Here is a 16,649-nt window from a genome sequence, read left to right as displayed (position 1 = left end):
TTAAAAACAAACGCCACACTGAAACTACGTGTGGCGTTTTTGTTGGAATGCTCTAGAAATTTCAGCTAGATCAGTCTTCTACATGATGTTTAATACTTCGGCTGCCATTGGTTGACTGTCCTTGCTAGAGAAAGCAGGTTAAACTGTTCGCATCATAATTCTAAAGGATGGTGCCATGTACCACGGTCATATCTATTTCCCTCTGCGATTTGCAGAGCAAGCAGAAACACTGCGTCAGAAAATTTTAGCGGAACGTAAAGATGTATTAGAGGTTTTCCCATTAATACAGCGTTTGGTTGGTCCACATAAGATGCCAATGTTTGAGATTCACTTTGCGAACAAAGAGTCGGGCATTGTTGAATGGCTTGAGCAAGAACGCGGTGATATGTCGGTGCTTATTCACCCTGTAACTGGCGGTGAAGAAACTTTGGATCACACAGTACGAGCGATCTGGCTTGGTCGTGAATTGGGTGTCTTTGAAGAAACGCTTACTAGCTAATCAAATATACCAATATTGCACTTAACTCATTCCGACCGGAAAATACATGAACAATAAAAAGGCTCCTCAAATGAGGAGCCTTTGTTTTAAGGAGCCGTTTTACCAAGAAACCGGTTATCAAGAGCCTCTGGTTATCGGGCTGAACCGTTAACCAGAGTAGGGGGATTAAGCCTCTGCCGTTACCTTAGAGTCACTCATCTTTTTAAGAGCCGCGTAACCAAAGCCTGTTACCGCTGTACCTGCTGCAATCGCCACTAGGTACATTAGAACTGGAGAGATAGCACCAGGAATCAGTAGTACGAATAGACCGCCGTGTGGAGCCATTAGCTGAGCACCAAACATCATTGATAGAGCGCCAGTTAGTGCGCCACCTGCCATACAAGCTGGGATAACACGCATTGGATCTTTCGCTGCGAATGGGATTGCACCTTCAGAGATGAAACATAGGCCAAGAACGAATGATGCTTTACCTGCTTCACGCTCGCCTGCTTCAAACTTGTCTTTCACTAGGAAAGTCGCAAGGCCCATACCTAGAGCTGGAACCATACCTGCTGCCATGATTGCAGCCATTGGTGCGTAAGTTTGCGAAGCCAGTAGACCAACACCGAATGTGTAAGCGGCTTTGTTTACCGGACCACCAAGGTCGAAACACATCATTGCGCCTAGAATCACACCTAGAAGAATCGCATTAGACGTACCCATGTTGTTTAGGAAGTCTGTCATTGCGCTCATTACGCCAGAAACAGGACCACCTACGATGTAAACCATCACAAGACCAGTGAACAAACTCGCGATAAACGGAATGATCAGGATTGGCTTGAGGGCTTCCATGGACTGTGGAAGTTGAACCTTGTCGGCAATGAATTTCGCTGCGTAACCTGCAATGAAACCTGCCGCGATACCACCTAGGAAACCTGCGCCCGTTGAGCTAGCCAGCATACCGCCAATTAGACCTGGAGCCAGACCCGGACGGTCGGCAATCGAGAATGCAATGAAACCAGCAAGAACAGGAATCATCAGTGCGAATGCAGAACCACCACCGATAGTCATCAGTGCTGCTGCCAGTGTGCCTTCTTCTTTAAACGCTTCGATACCGAATACGAAAGAGAGTGCGATGATCAAACCACCCGCAACAACCACAGGAAGCATGTGAGATACACCTGTCATCAGGTGCTTGTACACGCCTTTCTTCTCGTCAGCAGGCGCTGAATTTGAAGACGCTGTGTGTTGGTATGGTTTAGCTTCTGCGAATGCTTTTTCCATCTCTTGCTTTGTTTTCTTCAAAGCAGGGCTTGTTGTAGTTTTGTACAGCGCTTTGCCGTTAAAACGATCCAGAGGAACGTCGATGTCTGCTGCGATGATAACTAGATCAGCGTCTGCGATTTCTTGGTCTGTCAGTTGGTTTTTCGCACCTACAGAGCCGCGAGTTTCCACTTTGATTTGGTGACCTAGGCGTTTGCCTTCTGCTTCAAGCGCTTCAGCTGCCATAAAGGTGTGTGCAACACCAGTTGGGCAAGCGGTAATCGCTACGATCTTCTTGCTGCCTGTGCTTGCTGTTGTAGAAGAGTTTGGAGAGGTACCGGTCACTTCAACAGTGCTTTCAGCTTGAGAAGCGTCTAATACCGTTGCTTCTGCTACCGCTTTCTCTAGAAACGCTTTTGCATCTGCAGTGCATTCAGAGATAGCCGCTTGGTACACTTTCTTACCAACAAAACGTGCTTTATCAACATTTTTGTTAGCTGCGATAACTACAACGTCGCTGCTGTCGATAGCGTCTTGCGATACAGTTGAATCAGGTAACACGCTTGATTGACATTCAATAGCAGCGTTCCAACCTAGTGCTTTTGTCGCTTGCTCTAACAAGCCCGCGGCGATGATGCTGTTTGCTACGCCACTTGGGCAAGCTGTGATAATGGTAATATTCATAATAAACCTTTTGTCCTATTTGCTTGTGTCTAACTGGCTAGTTGGAGCACTAAGCGCCTGTAATTGGATATTTTGTAGTACTGAATCCAGCTCTTGTTGGCTGGTGATGCCCACGCCTACCTGTGAAACTGCTAGAGCAGATAGGGCGGTTGCGAATTTAATAAGTTCTGGTTTTGGCATCTGCTGCATGTGACCCCAACAAAGGCCTGCGACTAATGTGTCACCTGCGCCTACTGTGCTTACCACTTGCATACGCGGCGGTTGAGCATGTAACCATTCACCTTGGTTTAGCCACATCACGCCTTCTGCGCCAAGTGATACCACGATGTTATCGATGCCTTTTTCACTTAGGGCTTGGCCTGCGTGTTGGCATTGGTCACGTGTTGTCAGCTCTGCATTGAACAGCTGAGACAGCTCTTCATCGTTTGGTTTGATTAACCATGGTTGTGCATTGATACCGGCTTTAAGTGCGTCACGGCTGCTATCAAATAGCACCTTCTTACCTAAATCGTGTAAGCGTTGAACCCAAGAAGCGCAAAGCTCAGGAGAGATACCTTGTGGCAAGCTGCCTGCAATGACGAAATAATCGTGCGTTTCAGCAAGTTCTAATAGGGTTTCTTCGAACGCTTTAATCGCGTCAGCATCAACAGGAACACCTGGGAAGTTGATGTCGCTTACTTGGCCTGAATTCTCTACCAACTTCACGTTGATACGAGTCGCGCCGTCGACACGGATAAAGCGGTCAGTTGCGCCCATCTGTTCAAACAGTTGGCAGAATGCTTCTTCGTTGTTGCGACCAAGGAAACCTGTTACGGTCACTTTCGCGCCAAGCTCTGAAAGAACTTTTGCGACGTTTACGCCTTTGCCCGCTGCATGCAGAGAGCCTTTGCTTACTAGGCTAACTGAACCTACATTTAGTGCGTCGATAGCGCCTGTCAGGTCTAGAGCAGGGTTAAGCGTTACAGTAACGGCTTTGATTTGTTTATCAGACATATCGACTCCTTAACCTTCGCCAAGGCCTGAAGCGATAGCTTTGCCAATCGATTCAAGTGCTTGTGCTGCGTCTTCACCTTCAGCAACAAACTGAAGCTGGTGGCCGTGTTTAACGCCAAGAGCGATCACTTTCATCAAGCTCTTCGCGTTCACTTCTTTTCCGTCGCCATCTAGGTTTGACACGCGGATTGTTGATTCAAACTTCTTCGCTTCAGCGACTAGCATTGCGCCCGGACGAGCGTGCAGGCCGTGTGCGTTTTTGATTTTGAATACTGCGCAGTTGTCATCGTCTTGAGAAGCTGTAGAAACCGCTTCACCTTTCAGAAGACCAATCACTTGCGCTGCGTCAGCGGTTAACAGTTGTTGCTGTTTACCTTCGAAAACCATCTTGCTTAGGTTTGCCAGAATAGATTGGTGCGCGCTGTTGCAAGCTGCGAATGCCACCAATGCTTTAACTGGTGTGCCTTCGTATTCACAATGGTTCGCTGTTGAAACGAAAGATACGCCAGTGCGTGTTACGCCTTTGTCGCTGCCCAACAACCACAGGCCTTGGCCTAGGTGAGTTGGTGTTTTTGTTACTAGGTCAGCAACGAATGCGTTGTCTGTGCAACCTGTGTTCTTAAGTAGGCCACCCGCAACTGCAGACATTTGAATCATGTCGCTCGCAGGGAACAGTAGCTGAACTAAAGAAGCGTCTAGGTCGGCTTCTAGTTGAACTTCGCCGTTAAGTAGGGCGATGATTTCGTCTTCTGATTTCGCTTGCTTTAATTTCTCTTCAACACCGTCAGCCGCTAGCACTTTCGTTAGTTGCTTAAGAATGCCCAAGTGCTCGTCTGATTTAGCTGCAATACCAATCGCAACGTAAACACGGTTGCCGTCTGCCCAATCAATACCTTCAGGGAAGTGGTGTACCGCAACGCCTGTCTCTTTCACTAGGCCACGAGTATCCGTCGTTCCGTGAGGAATCGCGATGCCGTTACCTAGGAACGTAGAGTTCTGGTTTTCACGGTTCAGCATTCCGTCAACGTAACCAGAGTCAACTAAACCTTTAGCTGTCAGGTCGCCAGCAATGTTTTGGATTGCTTTGAATTTGTCTTCGGCAGTTTGGCCTAGAGTGATGTCAGATTTTGATAATTTAAGCATGGTGCCTCTTTAGCGTATCGCTTGAGAATTTGTGTATCGCTACGATTCAGTCTAGAGCAAGGTTTATGGAGCTTAACTCTTTGCTTGCTCTTTTTTATCCTGGCTGAATCGGTTCAGCATTCAGTGTAAAAAAATTCAGCAAAGCCGATTTTGGTTTTCAAAATAGTTTTGCTGCGTGTCGTAATTTCAGTTTCGTTAACAACAAGAAGCTGAATCACGACAAATGGCGCTCAATCCATTCAAAAAGATGATTGAAGTCACTTTTCAGATTTTGCTGAATCCTTTCAGCTTTTATACTGAATCGATTCAGTATATAATTCAACTAATCCAAGGATCAGAAGATTGGTTATATGATCCTACGCACAAAATACAGGTCACCCATATGACACTAGATGAGATTGCCAAACTAGCCGGTGTGTCGAAAACCACAGCCAGCTATGTGATTAATGGCAAGGCGCAGAAATACAGAATCAGTGAAAAGACACAGCAGAAAGTCATGGCAGTGGTGGAAGAGTATAACTACCGACCAGACCATGCTGCTTCGTCGCTGCGCGCTGGTAATAGCCGTTCATTTGGTTTGATTATTCCCGATCTGGAAAACAGCAGTTACGCGCGTTTAGCAAAATTGATAGAGCAGAACTCACGTAAAGTGGGTTATCAAATTTTGATTGGTTGCTCAGATGATGACGCCGAAACCGAACGTAAAGTTGCGGAAGCGCTTGTTAGCCGTCGTATCGATGCCTTGCTGGTGGCGAGCTCAATGCCAGACGCCAATGAGTTCTACTTGAAACTGCAAAACTCAGGCACACCCGTTATTGCGATTGACCGTCCTTTAGATGATGAGCACTTTGCCTGTGTGATCAGTGAAGATTTCGAGGCTGCATTTGAACTGACGCATTCGATTCTTGATGACAGTATTCATAGTGTTGGTTTGATTGGTGCACTGCCTGATCTGAACATTTCACGTGAACGTCAGTTGGGTTTTGAAGCGGCGAATAAAGCACATACTCAACAAACAGGGCTAACAGAAAACAAGCCGATGGTAGTGGGTTATGGCGAGCACTTTGACAGAGAATCAGGGCGTGAGATTTTTGAGGGCTGGATTGCCAAAGGCACAGTGCCTGATGCCATTGTCACTATGTCTTATACCTTACTAGAAGGTGTGTTGGATGTGATGGTCGAAAAGCCAGAACTGATCAGCCAAGTAAAGCTGGCAACCTTTGGTGATAACCGTTTATTGGATTTCTTACCTTTTAAAGTCCATTCACTGCCTCAGCAGTTTGAAGTAATTGCCGACAGCGCTTTTGCTTTGGCGCTGAATGCATCGGCTAAGCGTTACCAAGCTGGCATTGAACTCGTGCCAAGAAGCTTAGTGAAACGAGGCTAAACGCGGTTATATTAGGCTAATTCGTAAACGTATCTAGCTTGGGTTTAACAATAACCCCAGTTCTACGACCGCAACAATGCCGAGCAACAAAGCCAACACTTTCCAAAACTGGATTGGGTTTCGGTTTATCAAAGGTTGCTTGGCTTTGCTTTTCACCAAGCTTTGGTTTGGTGTGTAAAGGTCTGCTACAAAATCCCCCAACACTTGATGACGTTCGCTTGGTGATTCCGCGCAGGCTTTTTGTAACACTAAATCCACCCAACTTGGTAAGTCCGCTCGTTTCTGAGTTATGGGTTGGTATTCCCATTGATGGTGGCGAGATTGTTTAAGCGATTGGGCAGTCATTTCAGAGTAGGGCAATGCACCGGTTAGCATCTCATAGCCGATCACAGCGATAGAGAACAGATCCGAGCTTGTGGTGGCCGTGTTGTGCTTGATGGTCTCTGGCGCTATGTAATTGACCGCGCCTAATGGAGTGTCGTCTTTGTCGGTGAGCTCTCCCTCTTCAAGGCCTCTCACTAACACCGCACCAAGGTCGATGATTTTTACCTCACCATCACGTTGAATCATGATGTTTTCCGGCTTTAAGTCTCGGTGCACCATGTCTGCACGTTGCAGTACTCGAATGCCTTGAGTGATCTTTTCTAGTATGTCGCGTACTTCATTGAGTGACGGTTTTGGATTGTCGTACATCCATTGTCTTAGCGTGATGCCTTCAACCCATTCGCAGATTTGGTATAAGAATTGCGAGTTCTCTGGCGTCGGGTAAACCTTCATTACTCTCTTGTTTTTTAACAAGATCCCCGCCCATTGTTCATTAAAGAAAGCTCTGAGTTGCGAAGGGCTATCGTGATATTGGACGGAAGGGACTTTCAGCACGAACTCGGTCTGTGCCTCTTTCTGCATCACACGATACACATGGCTTCTAGATCCTGCATACAACACCTCAAGTACCATGAAGTTGTCGATACTTTGCCCGAGCTTTAAAGCGGGTGGGATAGCACGTTTAGCCAGCTTCTCATGGAACTCAATCAGCGAAGGTTTAGGCAGATGGCTGACTTGCACAATCAAGCAGCTCACGTTGTCCGAGCTATTGTGGCTTAAAGCCGTGTTACAGATGGTTTGTGCCGCGTATTCGAAATCCGCTCCGGGTTTGTCGATGTGTTCCTTGAAGGTGTTGGGAGAGACAAACTCGTGCACGCCATCAGATGTCAGGATAAAGCAGTCGTTTTTCTTGATAGGCAGGGTTTGATAGTCAACGTTGAGTTGGTTGTCCATGCCTAAGGCGCGTGTAAGATAATGCTTCTGTCCCATATTTTTACGGGTGTGGTCGCGGGTCAGTTGGCGTAATTCTCCATCTCTGAGTAAGTAAATGCGGCTGTCGCCAACGTGGAATATATGTGCGGTGTTTGATTTTAATATCACGCTGCTGAACGTCGAAACGAGGGCATTGTGGTTCACTTGTTGTGCGGGATGAATATTAGAAACAGACGTGTTGAAGAGCCAAGAATTGAGGGACGTTAAGACCTTTTGCGCCGAACGTTGAATGCTCCAGCTTTGGGGAGTTGCGTAATAGTCGTCGATAAACTGCATCACGCTGGTGTGACTGGCTTTCTGGCCGTATTCACTGCAACTTGCCCCGTCTGCAATACAGGCAACACTGCCTTTAAACTCTTGCTCAGTACGAGTTTTGGGGTGCTTTACAATGATGGCGTCTTGATTTTCATCACGTATGCCTTTATTCGAATAACCACCAAACTTAAGCGTTAACTGGTTGTTGGATTCTGGCGTGACGACTTGCCCTTGGCTGAATGAAATTGTCATAACTGATCTTCTTCTTAACTGTTCTTCTTCCCGCTTCCTTGACAGAACATCCTAGGAAGAACAAAAGCCCTAGTGAACTTAGAGCCTTTGAACGAAGCACCTAGCATTGATGTATCCGCTAAGGTGCTTCTCCCGATTCAATAATATCAATGCTTCATAGTACAGACCTAGCTTGAAACATTAATCAGCGTGACACTGCCATCGTCGTTTACTTCGGCGATTTGACCGTTAGGCTCTTCCATGAACAGTAGAGTCACAAAGCCAAGTACCGCTGTTGCAGCAATCACTAAGAAGAAGGTTTGGTAGCTCACGAATGACAACACAGTTAGGTAAACTACTGCACCCACGTTACCGTAAGCGCCCGTCATACCTGCAATTTGACCTGTCATACGACGCTTGATTAGAGGAACCGTTGCGAATACCGCACCTTCACCCGCTTGCACGAAGAAAGAACACGCCATCGCCGCAACAACCGCTAGCCATACAGGCCATGTGCTGTCGACTTGACCCATTGCGAAGTAACCCACAGCAAGACCAATCGTTAGAATAAGCAGTGTTGGTTTACGACCGAATTTATCTGAAATCCAACCACCACCTGGGCGAGACATTAGGTTCATAAAGGCATAAGCCGATGCAACCATACCTGCAAGAACCGGTGTTAATTCAAAGGTTTCAGAGAAGAACAGTGGCAGCATAGAAACCACAGCCAGTTCAGAACCAAATGTTGCGAAGTACAATACGTTAAGTACCGCTACTTGCTTGAACTTGTACTGGTGAATCTCAGGCACTTCTTCTTTAAATACGTTCTTGTTTACTTTCCAAACTTGCGACACTTCGTACACGTAAAGTGCTGCTAAACCTGCATACACAGAGTAAACCGCCATGTCAGACAACATGTTGATGTTGCTTGGTGATAGCTTCCAAGTCAGTAGCGCTAAAGCGGCATACATAGGGATCTTCATAATAAGTAGGAAGAAAAAGTCACCCTTTGATGTCACTTCCATTGCTGTTACTTGAGCAGGCTTGAAGTAAGTCGAACCTTTTGGTGTATCTGACACGTTTTTGTAGAAGATAAACGAGAACGCTAAGCTCATTACGCCGGTAATACCGACCGCATAACGCCAGCCGTCTTCACCACCAAACGCTAGAGCGAGAGTTGGAAGTGTGAACGCCGCTGCTGCTGAACCGAAGTTACCCCAGCCGCCGTAAATACCTTCTGCAGTACCCAGTTCGTTGTGTGGGAACCATTCAGACACAAGACGAATACCGACAACGAAACCTGCACCAATGAAGCCCAGTAGGAAACGAGCGATTGCTGCTTGAATGAAAGAGTCTGCCAGAGCAAACATGAAACAAGGGATAGAACAGACCGCGAGTAGCGAAGAGTAAACCAACCTTGGGCCGTATCTATCGGTTAGCATGCCTATTGCGACACGTGCCGGAATGGTCAATGCAACGTTGAGGATCAGGAGGGTTTTGATCTCTTCAGTAGAAAGACCAAGCGTAGTTTTTACCATTTGCAGTAGTGGGGCAAAGTTGAACCACACAACAAAGGTAATGAAAAAGGCCATCCAGCTTAGGTGTAAGACCTTCATCTTACCCGTAAATGAAAGCAGCGAAAATTTAGTGTTATCCATGGTTTAAATCCTTTAAATCTGGAAAATTACCCGGTTTGTGCACCTGCGTTACTTCCGAACTTAGAACGCTTTTAATGTGCATAAACCCTGTGCCGAAATTGCGCACGCTAATAAGCGTTTGCATGATGGTGTCGGCGGTTTAGTTAACTGGCGATAGCAAGTGGTGCGAGAACTTGAACTTGTTCTCCTTGTTTGCGAACTTCAAATTTCACGAGCTTGAGCTCAGGCTGTTCAAGACATTCGCCAGTTTCTAAGTGGTAATGCTGCTTGTATAAGGGTGAGGCCACGTAAGGTTCTCCGCTTAATGAACCAATTATACCACGTGACATCACATTCGCCTTGCCGATAGGGTCGTAATTAGAGAGCCCATAAAGCGTGTCGCTGCGCTTGCAGTAAAAAATAGCCACTTGGTTATCGTCTACTTTGGCGCAAATTCCCCCGTTTGGGGTTAGATCGCTGGTGCTGCATACGGTTGTCCAATTTTCCATGACTTTCTCCTAGTCTAAAATTGAGTTTTTATTTTTTTATTGATGAACCTGATGAACCTGATGAACCTGATGAAATTTATGAAACCTCAGTCACTTCGATTTGGTCTGCTTTAGCGAGCTTTTCATCGCGTTTTGAATTCGAAGCATCACTCAAGCTCGGCTTAGGAAAACGCTGCTCTCGCTCTTTGATGAAAGAGAGGCTAGTGTCCATTTCTTCACTGTTGATGTAGTGCTGGAAGCGCTTCATCTTCTCAGGGTTTTCAATGGTGGTTTTCCATTCACACTGGTACTTCTCGATGTTGAGTGCGATGTCCGCTTCGAGTTCTTCAGCTACGTTGAGCTTGTCTTCAATCACGACTTGCTTGAGGTATTCGATGCCGCCTTCAAGGTTCTCCATCCATACTGATGTGCGCTGTAGGCGGTCTGCGGTACGTGTGTAAAACATCAGAATGCGGTCGATGTATTGCAGCAGTGTGGTTTCATCAAGGTCGGTAGCGAAAAGGTCACCATGGCGAGGGCGCATACCGCCGTTACCACAGATGTAGAGGTTCCAACCTTTGTCGGTGGCGATAATGCCAAAATCTTTTGATTGGGCTTCTGCACATTCACGAGTACAGCCAGAAACCGCAAACTTGATCTTGTGTGGTGAACGCAGGCCTTTGTAGCGGTTCTCAAGTCGAATCGCTAAGCCAACACTGTCGTCGACACCGTATCGACACCAAGTGCTACCGACACAAGATTTCACGGTACGAACCGATTTACCGTAGGCGTGGCCCGTTTCAAAACCTGCATCAATCAGCTTTTTCCAGATGATAGGCAGTTCGTTAAGCTGTGCGCCAAACAAGTCGACACGCTGACCGCCCGTGATTTTGGTGTACAGGTCGAACTCTTTAGCGACTTCGCCTAAAACAATCAATTTATCTGGAGTGATTTCACCGCCAGCAATACGCGGAACTACCGAGTAAGTGCCGTCTTTTTGCATGTTGCCAAGGTAGATGTCATTGGTGTCTTGCAGCTCGATATGTTGATCTTCAAGGATGTAATCGTTCCAGTACGAAGCCAGAATCGAACCGACAGCCGGTTTACACACAGTACAGCCCAATCCGTTGCCGTGAGAATCTAACAGCTCGTCGAAGGTCTTGATTTTGTTGACGCGAATGATGTCGGTAAGCTCTTGGCGAGAATAAGCAAAGTGCTCACAGATATCGTTAGAGACTTCCACACCCAAGTTACTCAGCTCACTATCCAGAACTTGTTTCGCAAGGGCAGAACAACCGCCACAACCTGTTGAAGCGTTGGTGGTTTCTTTTAGAGCCGCCATCGTGGTGCAGCCAGCTGAAACGGCCTCTTTAATATCGCCTTTGGTCACATCAAAACATGAACAGATCACAGCGCTATCAGGCAGAGCTTCAACACCCATTGCCGAACCAGAATCATCGGCCACGTTAGGTAAAATTAGCACGGATGGGTTTTCAGGAAGAGGCATGTCATTTTGTTTGATTTGCAGTAGCGAACCGTAGGCTTCTGCATCACCCACTAACACAGCACCAACAATCTTTGTGCCGTCAGCCGAGATGATCAAGCGTTTATAAACTTGTTCAATTTCATCGTTATAAGTATACGATTGAGCGCCTTCCGTCTTGCCGTGTACTTCACCAATACTGGCCACATCAACACCCAGTAATTTGAGCTTGGTGCTCATGTCGGCGCCAGTGAACGCAGCGTCGTCAGTACCGTCAGAGACAATATGCGAAGCCGCGATTTTTGCCATCGAATAACCGGGCGCCACTAAGCCGAAGATCTTGTTATCCCAAAGGGCACATTCACCAATGGCGTAGACGTTGTCGATATTGGTTTGACAGTGGTTGTTGATCACAATACCGCCGCGCTCGCCAATTTCGACATCAGAGCTTCTTGCTAGCTCATCTTGAGGGCGAATACCCGCAGAGAATACGATCATGTCGGTTTCTAAATGGGTGCCATCGGCGAAGTTCATGCGGTAGCGAGCGTTTTCGCCATCGACTATTTCAGAGGTCGCTTTCTCGGTATGAACTTGCACACCAAGGTCTTCAATTTTTCTGCGTAATAGGGCACCGCCACCGTCATCTAATTGAACCGCCATCAGGCGAGGCGCAAATTCAACCACATGGGTTTCTAAGCCAAGGTTTTTGACTGCGTTTGCGGCCTCTAAGCCAAGCAGACCACCACCAATCACCACGCCCGATTTGCTGCCTTTACTTGAGAGCTCAATGGCGTCTAAATCTTCGATGGTGCGATAAACGTGGCAGTGTTCTTGGTCGTTACCGGGAATAGGGGGAACAAAAGGGAATGAGCCGGTCGCCAAGATTAGCTTGTCGTAACTTTCAACGTGACCACTTTCAGTGATGACTTGTTGATTGGCGGTGTCTAGCTTGGTAACCTTCTGATTCAACAAGTAGTTCACGCCGTTGCTTTGGTAATATTCTTCACTGGTCAATGACAGGTCATCAGCGCTTTTACCATTAAAGTAAGCCGTCAGCTGAACACGGTCGTAGGCCAGCCTTGGTTCTTCACTAAAAGTAATCACATCAAACTCATCACTGTCTGATTGCAGGATGTTGTCGATAAATTTGTGTCCAACCATGCCGTTACCAACAACGACGATTTTCTTCTTGCTCATAATCCATTCCTTATTCTCGGCGCCACCATCACTAGCATCTAATTTCTAGTCGTTAGCAGATGAATACCGGGTTGAGATTCCACTCAATTCATAATCATCAAGAAAAACAAAAATGTTTTTTCTAAGTCTTGGTTTTTAGTGGAGCAAGGAGGATGCCAGATTACAGTTCGTTTATTTAAATAAAAATTTATTTATAATTTTCAGTGCCTTAAAAAATAGAGGTGGTACGCAATTACCCCTAAAGTGGTATGTAAATTTTTTGTTAGATTTATATAAATGAGCGTTTGTGGTGCAACTTTCTGCAAGGTGGTGCAAAAATTAAGTTTCGATCTTGGTTAAGTTCTGTTTGGTTCGTTGTTGATATTTGTGTTTTTATTAAGTTGTTGTTTTTAGATGAAATTATTTGCTATTCATCAGCTGCTATTAAGTGGCGTGTTATTTGCTTATTTTCAGTTATTACAATTATGGATAATTGAGCGAGAAACGGATGACCGATTCAAACAGCGGCTGGATAAAATCGACCTGTGCTTATTGTGGTGTAGGGTGTGGAATAGAAGCGAGACCGACATCGTTAGGAAAACTAGAAGTGCGTGGTGATAAAGATCATCCATCAAACTATGGAAAGCTATGCACTAAAGGGATTGCGCTCGGCGACACCGTCACGCCTTTAGGTCGTCTTACACAGCCTGCTTATATTCAGAATGAGCAAAAACAAGAGCTGGATTGGAACAGTGCCACTCAGTTGGTCGCAGACAAATTCAATCAAACCATCGAAGAATTTGGGGCCGATTCGGTTGCGTTCTATGTTTCTGGTCAGCTGCTTACCGAAGACTATTATGTTGCCAATAAACTGATGAAAGGCTTCATTGGTAGTGGCAACATCGACAGTAACTCTCGCCTTTGTATGGCTTCAACCGTGGTCGGGCATAAGCGTGCATTTGGCGCAGACACAGTACCGGTTTGCTACGAAGATCTCGAGCAAGCCGATCTAGTTGTGATTACAGGCTCCAACCTAGCATGGTGTCATCCGGTACTTTTCCAGAGGCTAAGAGCCGCGAAACAAGCCAACCCTGCATTGAAAGTCATCGTCATCGACCCGCGTTATACCGACACCTGTGAAATCGCAGACATTCACTTGGCATTGGAATCTGGCTCAGACGTGGCGCTGTTTAACGGCTTATTGGGCTATCTCGACGATAACGACAAGCTAGATGCAGACTACATAGAAAACCACACTCAAGGCTTTACTGAATCAATTCGATCTGCGACTCACTACCGTTATACAGAGTCAGGTTATACCGAATCAGGCTGGGGCGACAAAAGCGTTCCTGAGCTCACAGGGTTAACAGAGCAGCAGCTAAAACAGTTCTACAGTTTGTTTGCATCGAATGAGAAGGTGCTGACCATTTACTCCCAAGGCGTGAACCAATCGACACAAGGGTGTGACAAGGTGAATGCGATTATTAACTGCCATTTAGCCACCGGGAAAATCGGTAAGCCGGGCATGGGGCCATTCTCAGTAACAGGTCAGCCGAACGCAATGGGCGGGCGTGAGGTGGGCGGTTTAGCCAATACCTTAGCGGCGCATTTTGAATTTGGTGATCCACAATCACACCAAACCGTCAGCGAGTTCTGGCAAACCGACAGCTTAGCCACACATGCGGGTTTAAAAGCGATTGACCTGTTTGATGCCATGAATGAAGGCAAAATCAAAGCCGTGTGGATCATGGCAACCAACCCAGTCGTGAGCCTGCCTGACAGCGAAAAAATCAAAGCCGCATTAGAGAAGTGCCCATTTGTGGTGGTGTCTGACTGCATTGCCGATACGGAAACCACTCGCTTGGCTGATGTAGTGCTGCCCGCGCAAGGGTGGAGCGAGAAATCGGGCACCGTGACTAACTCTGAGCGTCGAATCTCACGCCAACGCCGTATATTACCAAGCCCAGGGGAAGCCAAACCCGATTGGTGGATATTAAAAGAAGTCGCACAAAAAATGGGATTCAAAGAGCAGTTCGAGTTCCGCCACGAAGGCGAGATCTTCAAAGAGTATTGCGAGATGACAGCGCTCGACAATGAAACAGGCAAAGCGCGAGACTTGTGCTTAATTGGACTCACGCAACTGGATGAGAAAGGCTATGGCGAACTTACTCCACAGCAATGGCCAGTGCTTGAGTATCAACCAGAGATCATTGAGCAGCGTATGTTCACCAATGGTGAGTTCTTTACAGAATCTGGCAAAGCGCAGTTTATTGCAGTTGAGCACGACAAACCGATTGCCGATACCAGCCTGGAATTCCCACTTATCATGAACACAGGGCGAATCCGAGACCAATGGCACACCATGAGCCGCACAGGCTTGGCGGCAGGTTTAGGTGAGCATACCCCTGAGCCTTTTGTTGCGATGCACCCAGATACCGTTTCAGAACTGAACTTGGATGAGTTTGGGCTAGATGCTTTCAACCACGCCACTATTAATCCAGTGGTGAAAGTGCGCAGCGCACAAGGGGAGTGCCAAGCCCGCTTAGTAGTGACCAAAGAGATGCGCCGCGAACAAGTCTTCATGCCTATCCACTGGAACGCACCCACCGCCAAAGACAGCAAACCATGCGAACTAATCTTGCCTCATACCGATGCCGCATCAGGTCAGCCAGAATTCAAACACACACCTGTTGTCGTAGAGCCGTGTGGTTATCGTAGTGAAGCCGCACTGGTCAGCGACAAAGTGATGGACTGCAGTGGCTTTGATTACTGGGTTCGCCAAAGAGTGGAGGGCGGTTTTCTGTATCGCATCTCATCATCTAAGAACCCTATGGAGCTGGTTATTCAGCTTGCTAATACCCTCGATGCCTTGCCAGAACCTGACGCAGAAGCGATTAAATCACTCCATTACCACGGCAATAAATCATTCAAGAACTACGGCTCTGCCAAGCTGGGTCAATCTGGTGTAAAGCAAGCCTTCGTGGTGAACAGTAAGCTAGACCATCAAAGCATCGACTGGCTGGTGGAGTGCCTAACAAGAGAAGCCGATGAAGAGTTCGAAGCCGAGTTTTTGAGTACTATGGCGAAGTAGTTACTTCCTCTTACTTATCCATACCTACAGCGTAAACGCCGACAATCATGTCGGCGTTTTTGTTTGAGAATACAACTTCCAAGATACAACCTTCATAGCCTGAATTGCGGTTTACTCACACATTAGGGAGTTTTCTGCATTTTCCAGAAACTATATGGAAAATTTCTGCTTTTCGTCATGTTTGATACGAAGATAAGTAGGTAAGATTATGTTATTAAATGAGTTATTAGACCAAGTGTAGTGTGTCTTGGAAACTAGACAGAATTGTTTCAGGGACAAAATGCAGAATTATTCTGTCTAATATAGCTGTTAGGCTAATAATCATATCTTAAAAATCAGAGGGCTTATGGCTGATATTGTTGAAGAAATGGACATATATTATGAGACTCTTAATGAGCGTCCAGATCTTGGTTGGTTTCTACAAGGGCATATGGTTGTTGAGTTCATGCTCAGAAAGCGTTTAAGTGAACGAACCCCTGAACTTGCACATCAGCTACGCAAGGCTAGCTTTTTTAGTATTCTTAAAGCAGCTCATAATAACGGTATCGTTAGTCAAAGTGCGTATGACGTACTTAGTCAAATAAACAGTATTAGAAACAAGTACGCACATGAACTTACATATCGTCCTACATTAAAAGAATGGATAAGCCTGTGGGCATCAGCTCAAAATGCGTTTTCTGATATGACGGATGGCATTGAACAAGGTTTAGCAGAACTAGAGTCCGTCCAACGGCTTGAGGACGCAGATAAATTTAGCTTAAACGAACTTTTTGTTCAGATTTGTCATGACATTTAAGCCATTATCCATACAAGCGTTTAAGACAGATTCCCAATGCATGGTGCGTTCGGCATACTTCAGTTTAAGTGTTTATGTCACAATGGTTTAGGCAGGGTAGTTGGCGTTCTCACCCCTTAATTGGGCGTTCTACCGCAATCAATCATCTAACCTTTTCATAGCTTTACGGTAAACATCGCTACGTTCGCGTTTTCCGTTTTCCGACTGCTGCGTATTTCGGTGATTGC

Annotated in this window: 11 protein-coding genes; 4 read left to right on the top strand and 7 right to left on the bottom strand. The window is 46.4% G+C overall.

Annotated elements, in window-relative coordinates:
• Window positions 1–175: 175 nt before the first annotated feature.
• Window positions 176–499 carry a DOPA 4,5-dioxygenase family protein gene (locus AB4138_RS08665; RefSeq protein ID WP_017060873.1) on the top strand — a complete coding sequence of 108 codons (324 nt, stop codon included), beginning with the start codon at window positions 176–178 and terminating at the stop codon, window positions 497–499.
• A 165-nt stretch (window positions 500–664) separates the two neighbouring features.
• Here AB4138_RS08665 and fruA read toward each other — a convergent pair whose 3' ends face one another.
• Genes fruA through fruB form a run of 3 tightly spaced genes read right to left on the bottom strand, consistent with a single transcriptional unit; the run spans window position 665 to window position 4,561 of the window.
• Window positions 665–2,425: a PTS fructose transporter subunit IIBC gene (fruA, locus tag AB4138_RS08660; RefSeq protein ID WP_372305651.1), complete on the bottom strand. Its 1,761-nt coding sequence runs from the start codon at window positions 2,423–2,425 to the stop codon at window positions 665–667.
• A 15-nt stretch (window positions 2,426–2,440) separates the two neighbouring features.
• A complete protein-coding gene (gene pfkB, locus AB4138_RS08655) occupies window positions 2,441–3,418 on the bottom strand; it encodes a 1-phosphofructokinase (RefSeq protein WP_372133095.1) in 978 nt (325 codons plus the stop codon).
• A gap of 9 nt (window positions 3,419–3,427) precedes the next feature.
• Window positions 3,428–4,561, bottom strand: a complete 1,134-nt coding sequence (fruB, locus tag AB4138_RS08650) for a fused PTS fructose transporter subunit IIA/HPr protein (RefSeq protein WP_372223749.1) — start codon at window positions 4,559–4,561, stop codon at window positions 3,428–3,430.
• A gap of 382 nt (window positions 4,562–4,943) precedes the next feature.
• On the opposite strand from fruB, the gene cra reads away from it, so the two are divergent.
• Complete coding sequence (gene cra / locus AB4138_RS08645) at window positions 4,944–5,948, top strand: catabolite repressor/activator (protein ID WP_050654049.1); 1,005 nt, start codon at window positions 4,944–4,946, stop codon at window positions 5,946–5,948.
• Window positions 5,949–5,981: 33 nt separating this feature from the next.
• Here cra and AB4138_RS08640 read toward each other — a convergent pair whose 3' ends face one another.
• The 4 genes from AB4138_RS08640 to nirB form a co-directional block, all read right to left on the bottom strand.
• A complete protein-coding gene (locus AB4138_RS08640; RefSeq protein WP_372305647.1) occupies window positions 5,982–7,772 on the bottom strand; it encodes a protein kinase domain-containing protein in 1,791 nt (596 codons plus the stop codon).
• Window positions 7,773–7,939: 167 nt separating this feature from the next.
• On the bottom strand, window positions 7,940–9,409 hold the full coding sequence (locus AB4138_RS08635; protein WP_017060867.1) for a NarK family nitrate/nitrite MFS transporter: 1,470 nt from the start codon (window positions 9,407–9,409) through the stop codon (window positions 7,940–7,942).
• Window positions 9,410–9,552: 143 nt separating this feature from the next.
• Window positions 9,553–9,897 carry a nitrite reductase small subunit NirD gene (gene nirD / locus AB4138_RS08630; protein ID WP_012600889.1) on the bottom strand — a complete coding sequence of 115 codons (345 nt, stop codon included), beginning with the start codon at window positions 9,895–9,897 and terminating at the stop codon, window positions 9,553–9,555.
• Window positions 9,898–9,973: 76 nt separating this feature from the next.
• The gene (gene nirB, locus AB4138_RS08625; protein WP_372305644.1) at window positions 9,974–12,556 is read right to left on the bottom strand and encodes a nitrite reductase large subunit NirB; all 2,583 of its coding nucleotides are present in this window, start codon (window positions 12,554–12,556) and stop codon (window positions 9,974–9,976) included.
• A gap of 472 nt (window positions 12,557–13,028) precedes the next feature.
• Here nirB and AB4138_RS08620 point away from each other — a divergent pair, with 472 nt between their 5' ends.
• Both AB4138_RS08620 and AB4138_RS08615 read left to right on the top strand, forming a co-directional pair.
• Window positions 13,029–15,626 (top strand): molybdopterin oxidoreductase family protein, encoded by a 2,598-nt coding sequence (locus AB4138_RS08620; protein ID WP_372305640.1) that lies wholly within the window; start codon window positions 13,029–13,031, stop codon window positions 15,624–15,626.
• 346 nt (window positions 15,627–15,972) lie between these two features.
• Complete coding sequence (locus AB4138_RS08615; RefSeq protein ID WP_372305637.1) at window positions 15,973–16,422, top strand: hypothetical protein; 450 nt, start codon at window positions 15,973–15,975, stop codon at window positions 16,420–16,422.
• Window positions 16,423–16,649: the final 227 nt, after the last annotated feature.

Source organism: Vibrio sp. 10N.286.52.C3, from assembly GCF_041468865.1.
Classification (GTDB): domain Bacteria; phylum Pseudomonadota; class Gammaproteobacteria; order Enterobacterales; family Vibrionaceae; genus Vibrio; species Vibrio crassostreae_C.
This window is presented reverse-complemented; position numbering and strand designations above follow the sequence as displayed.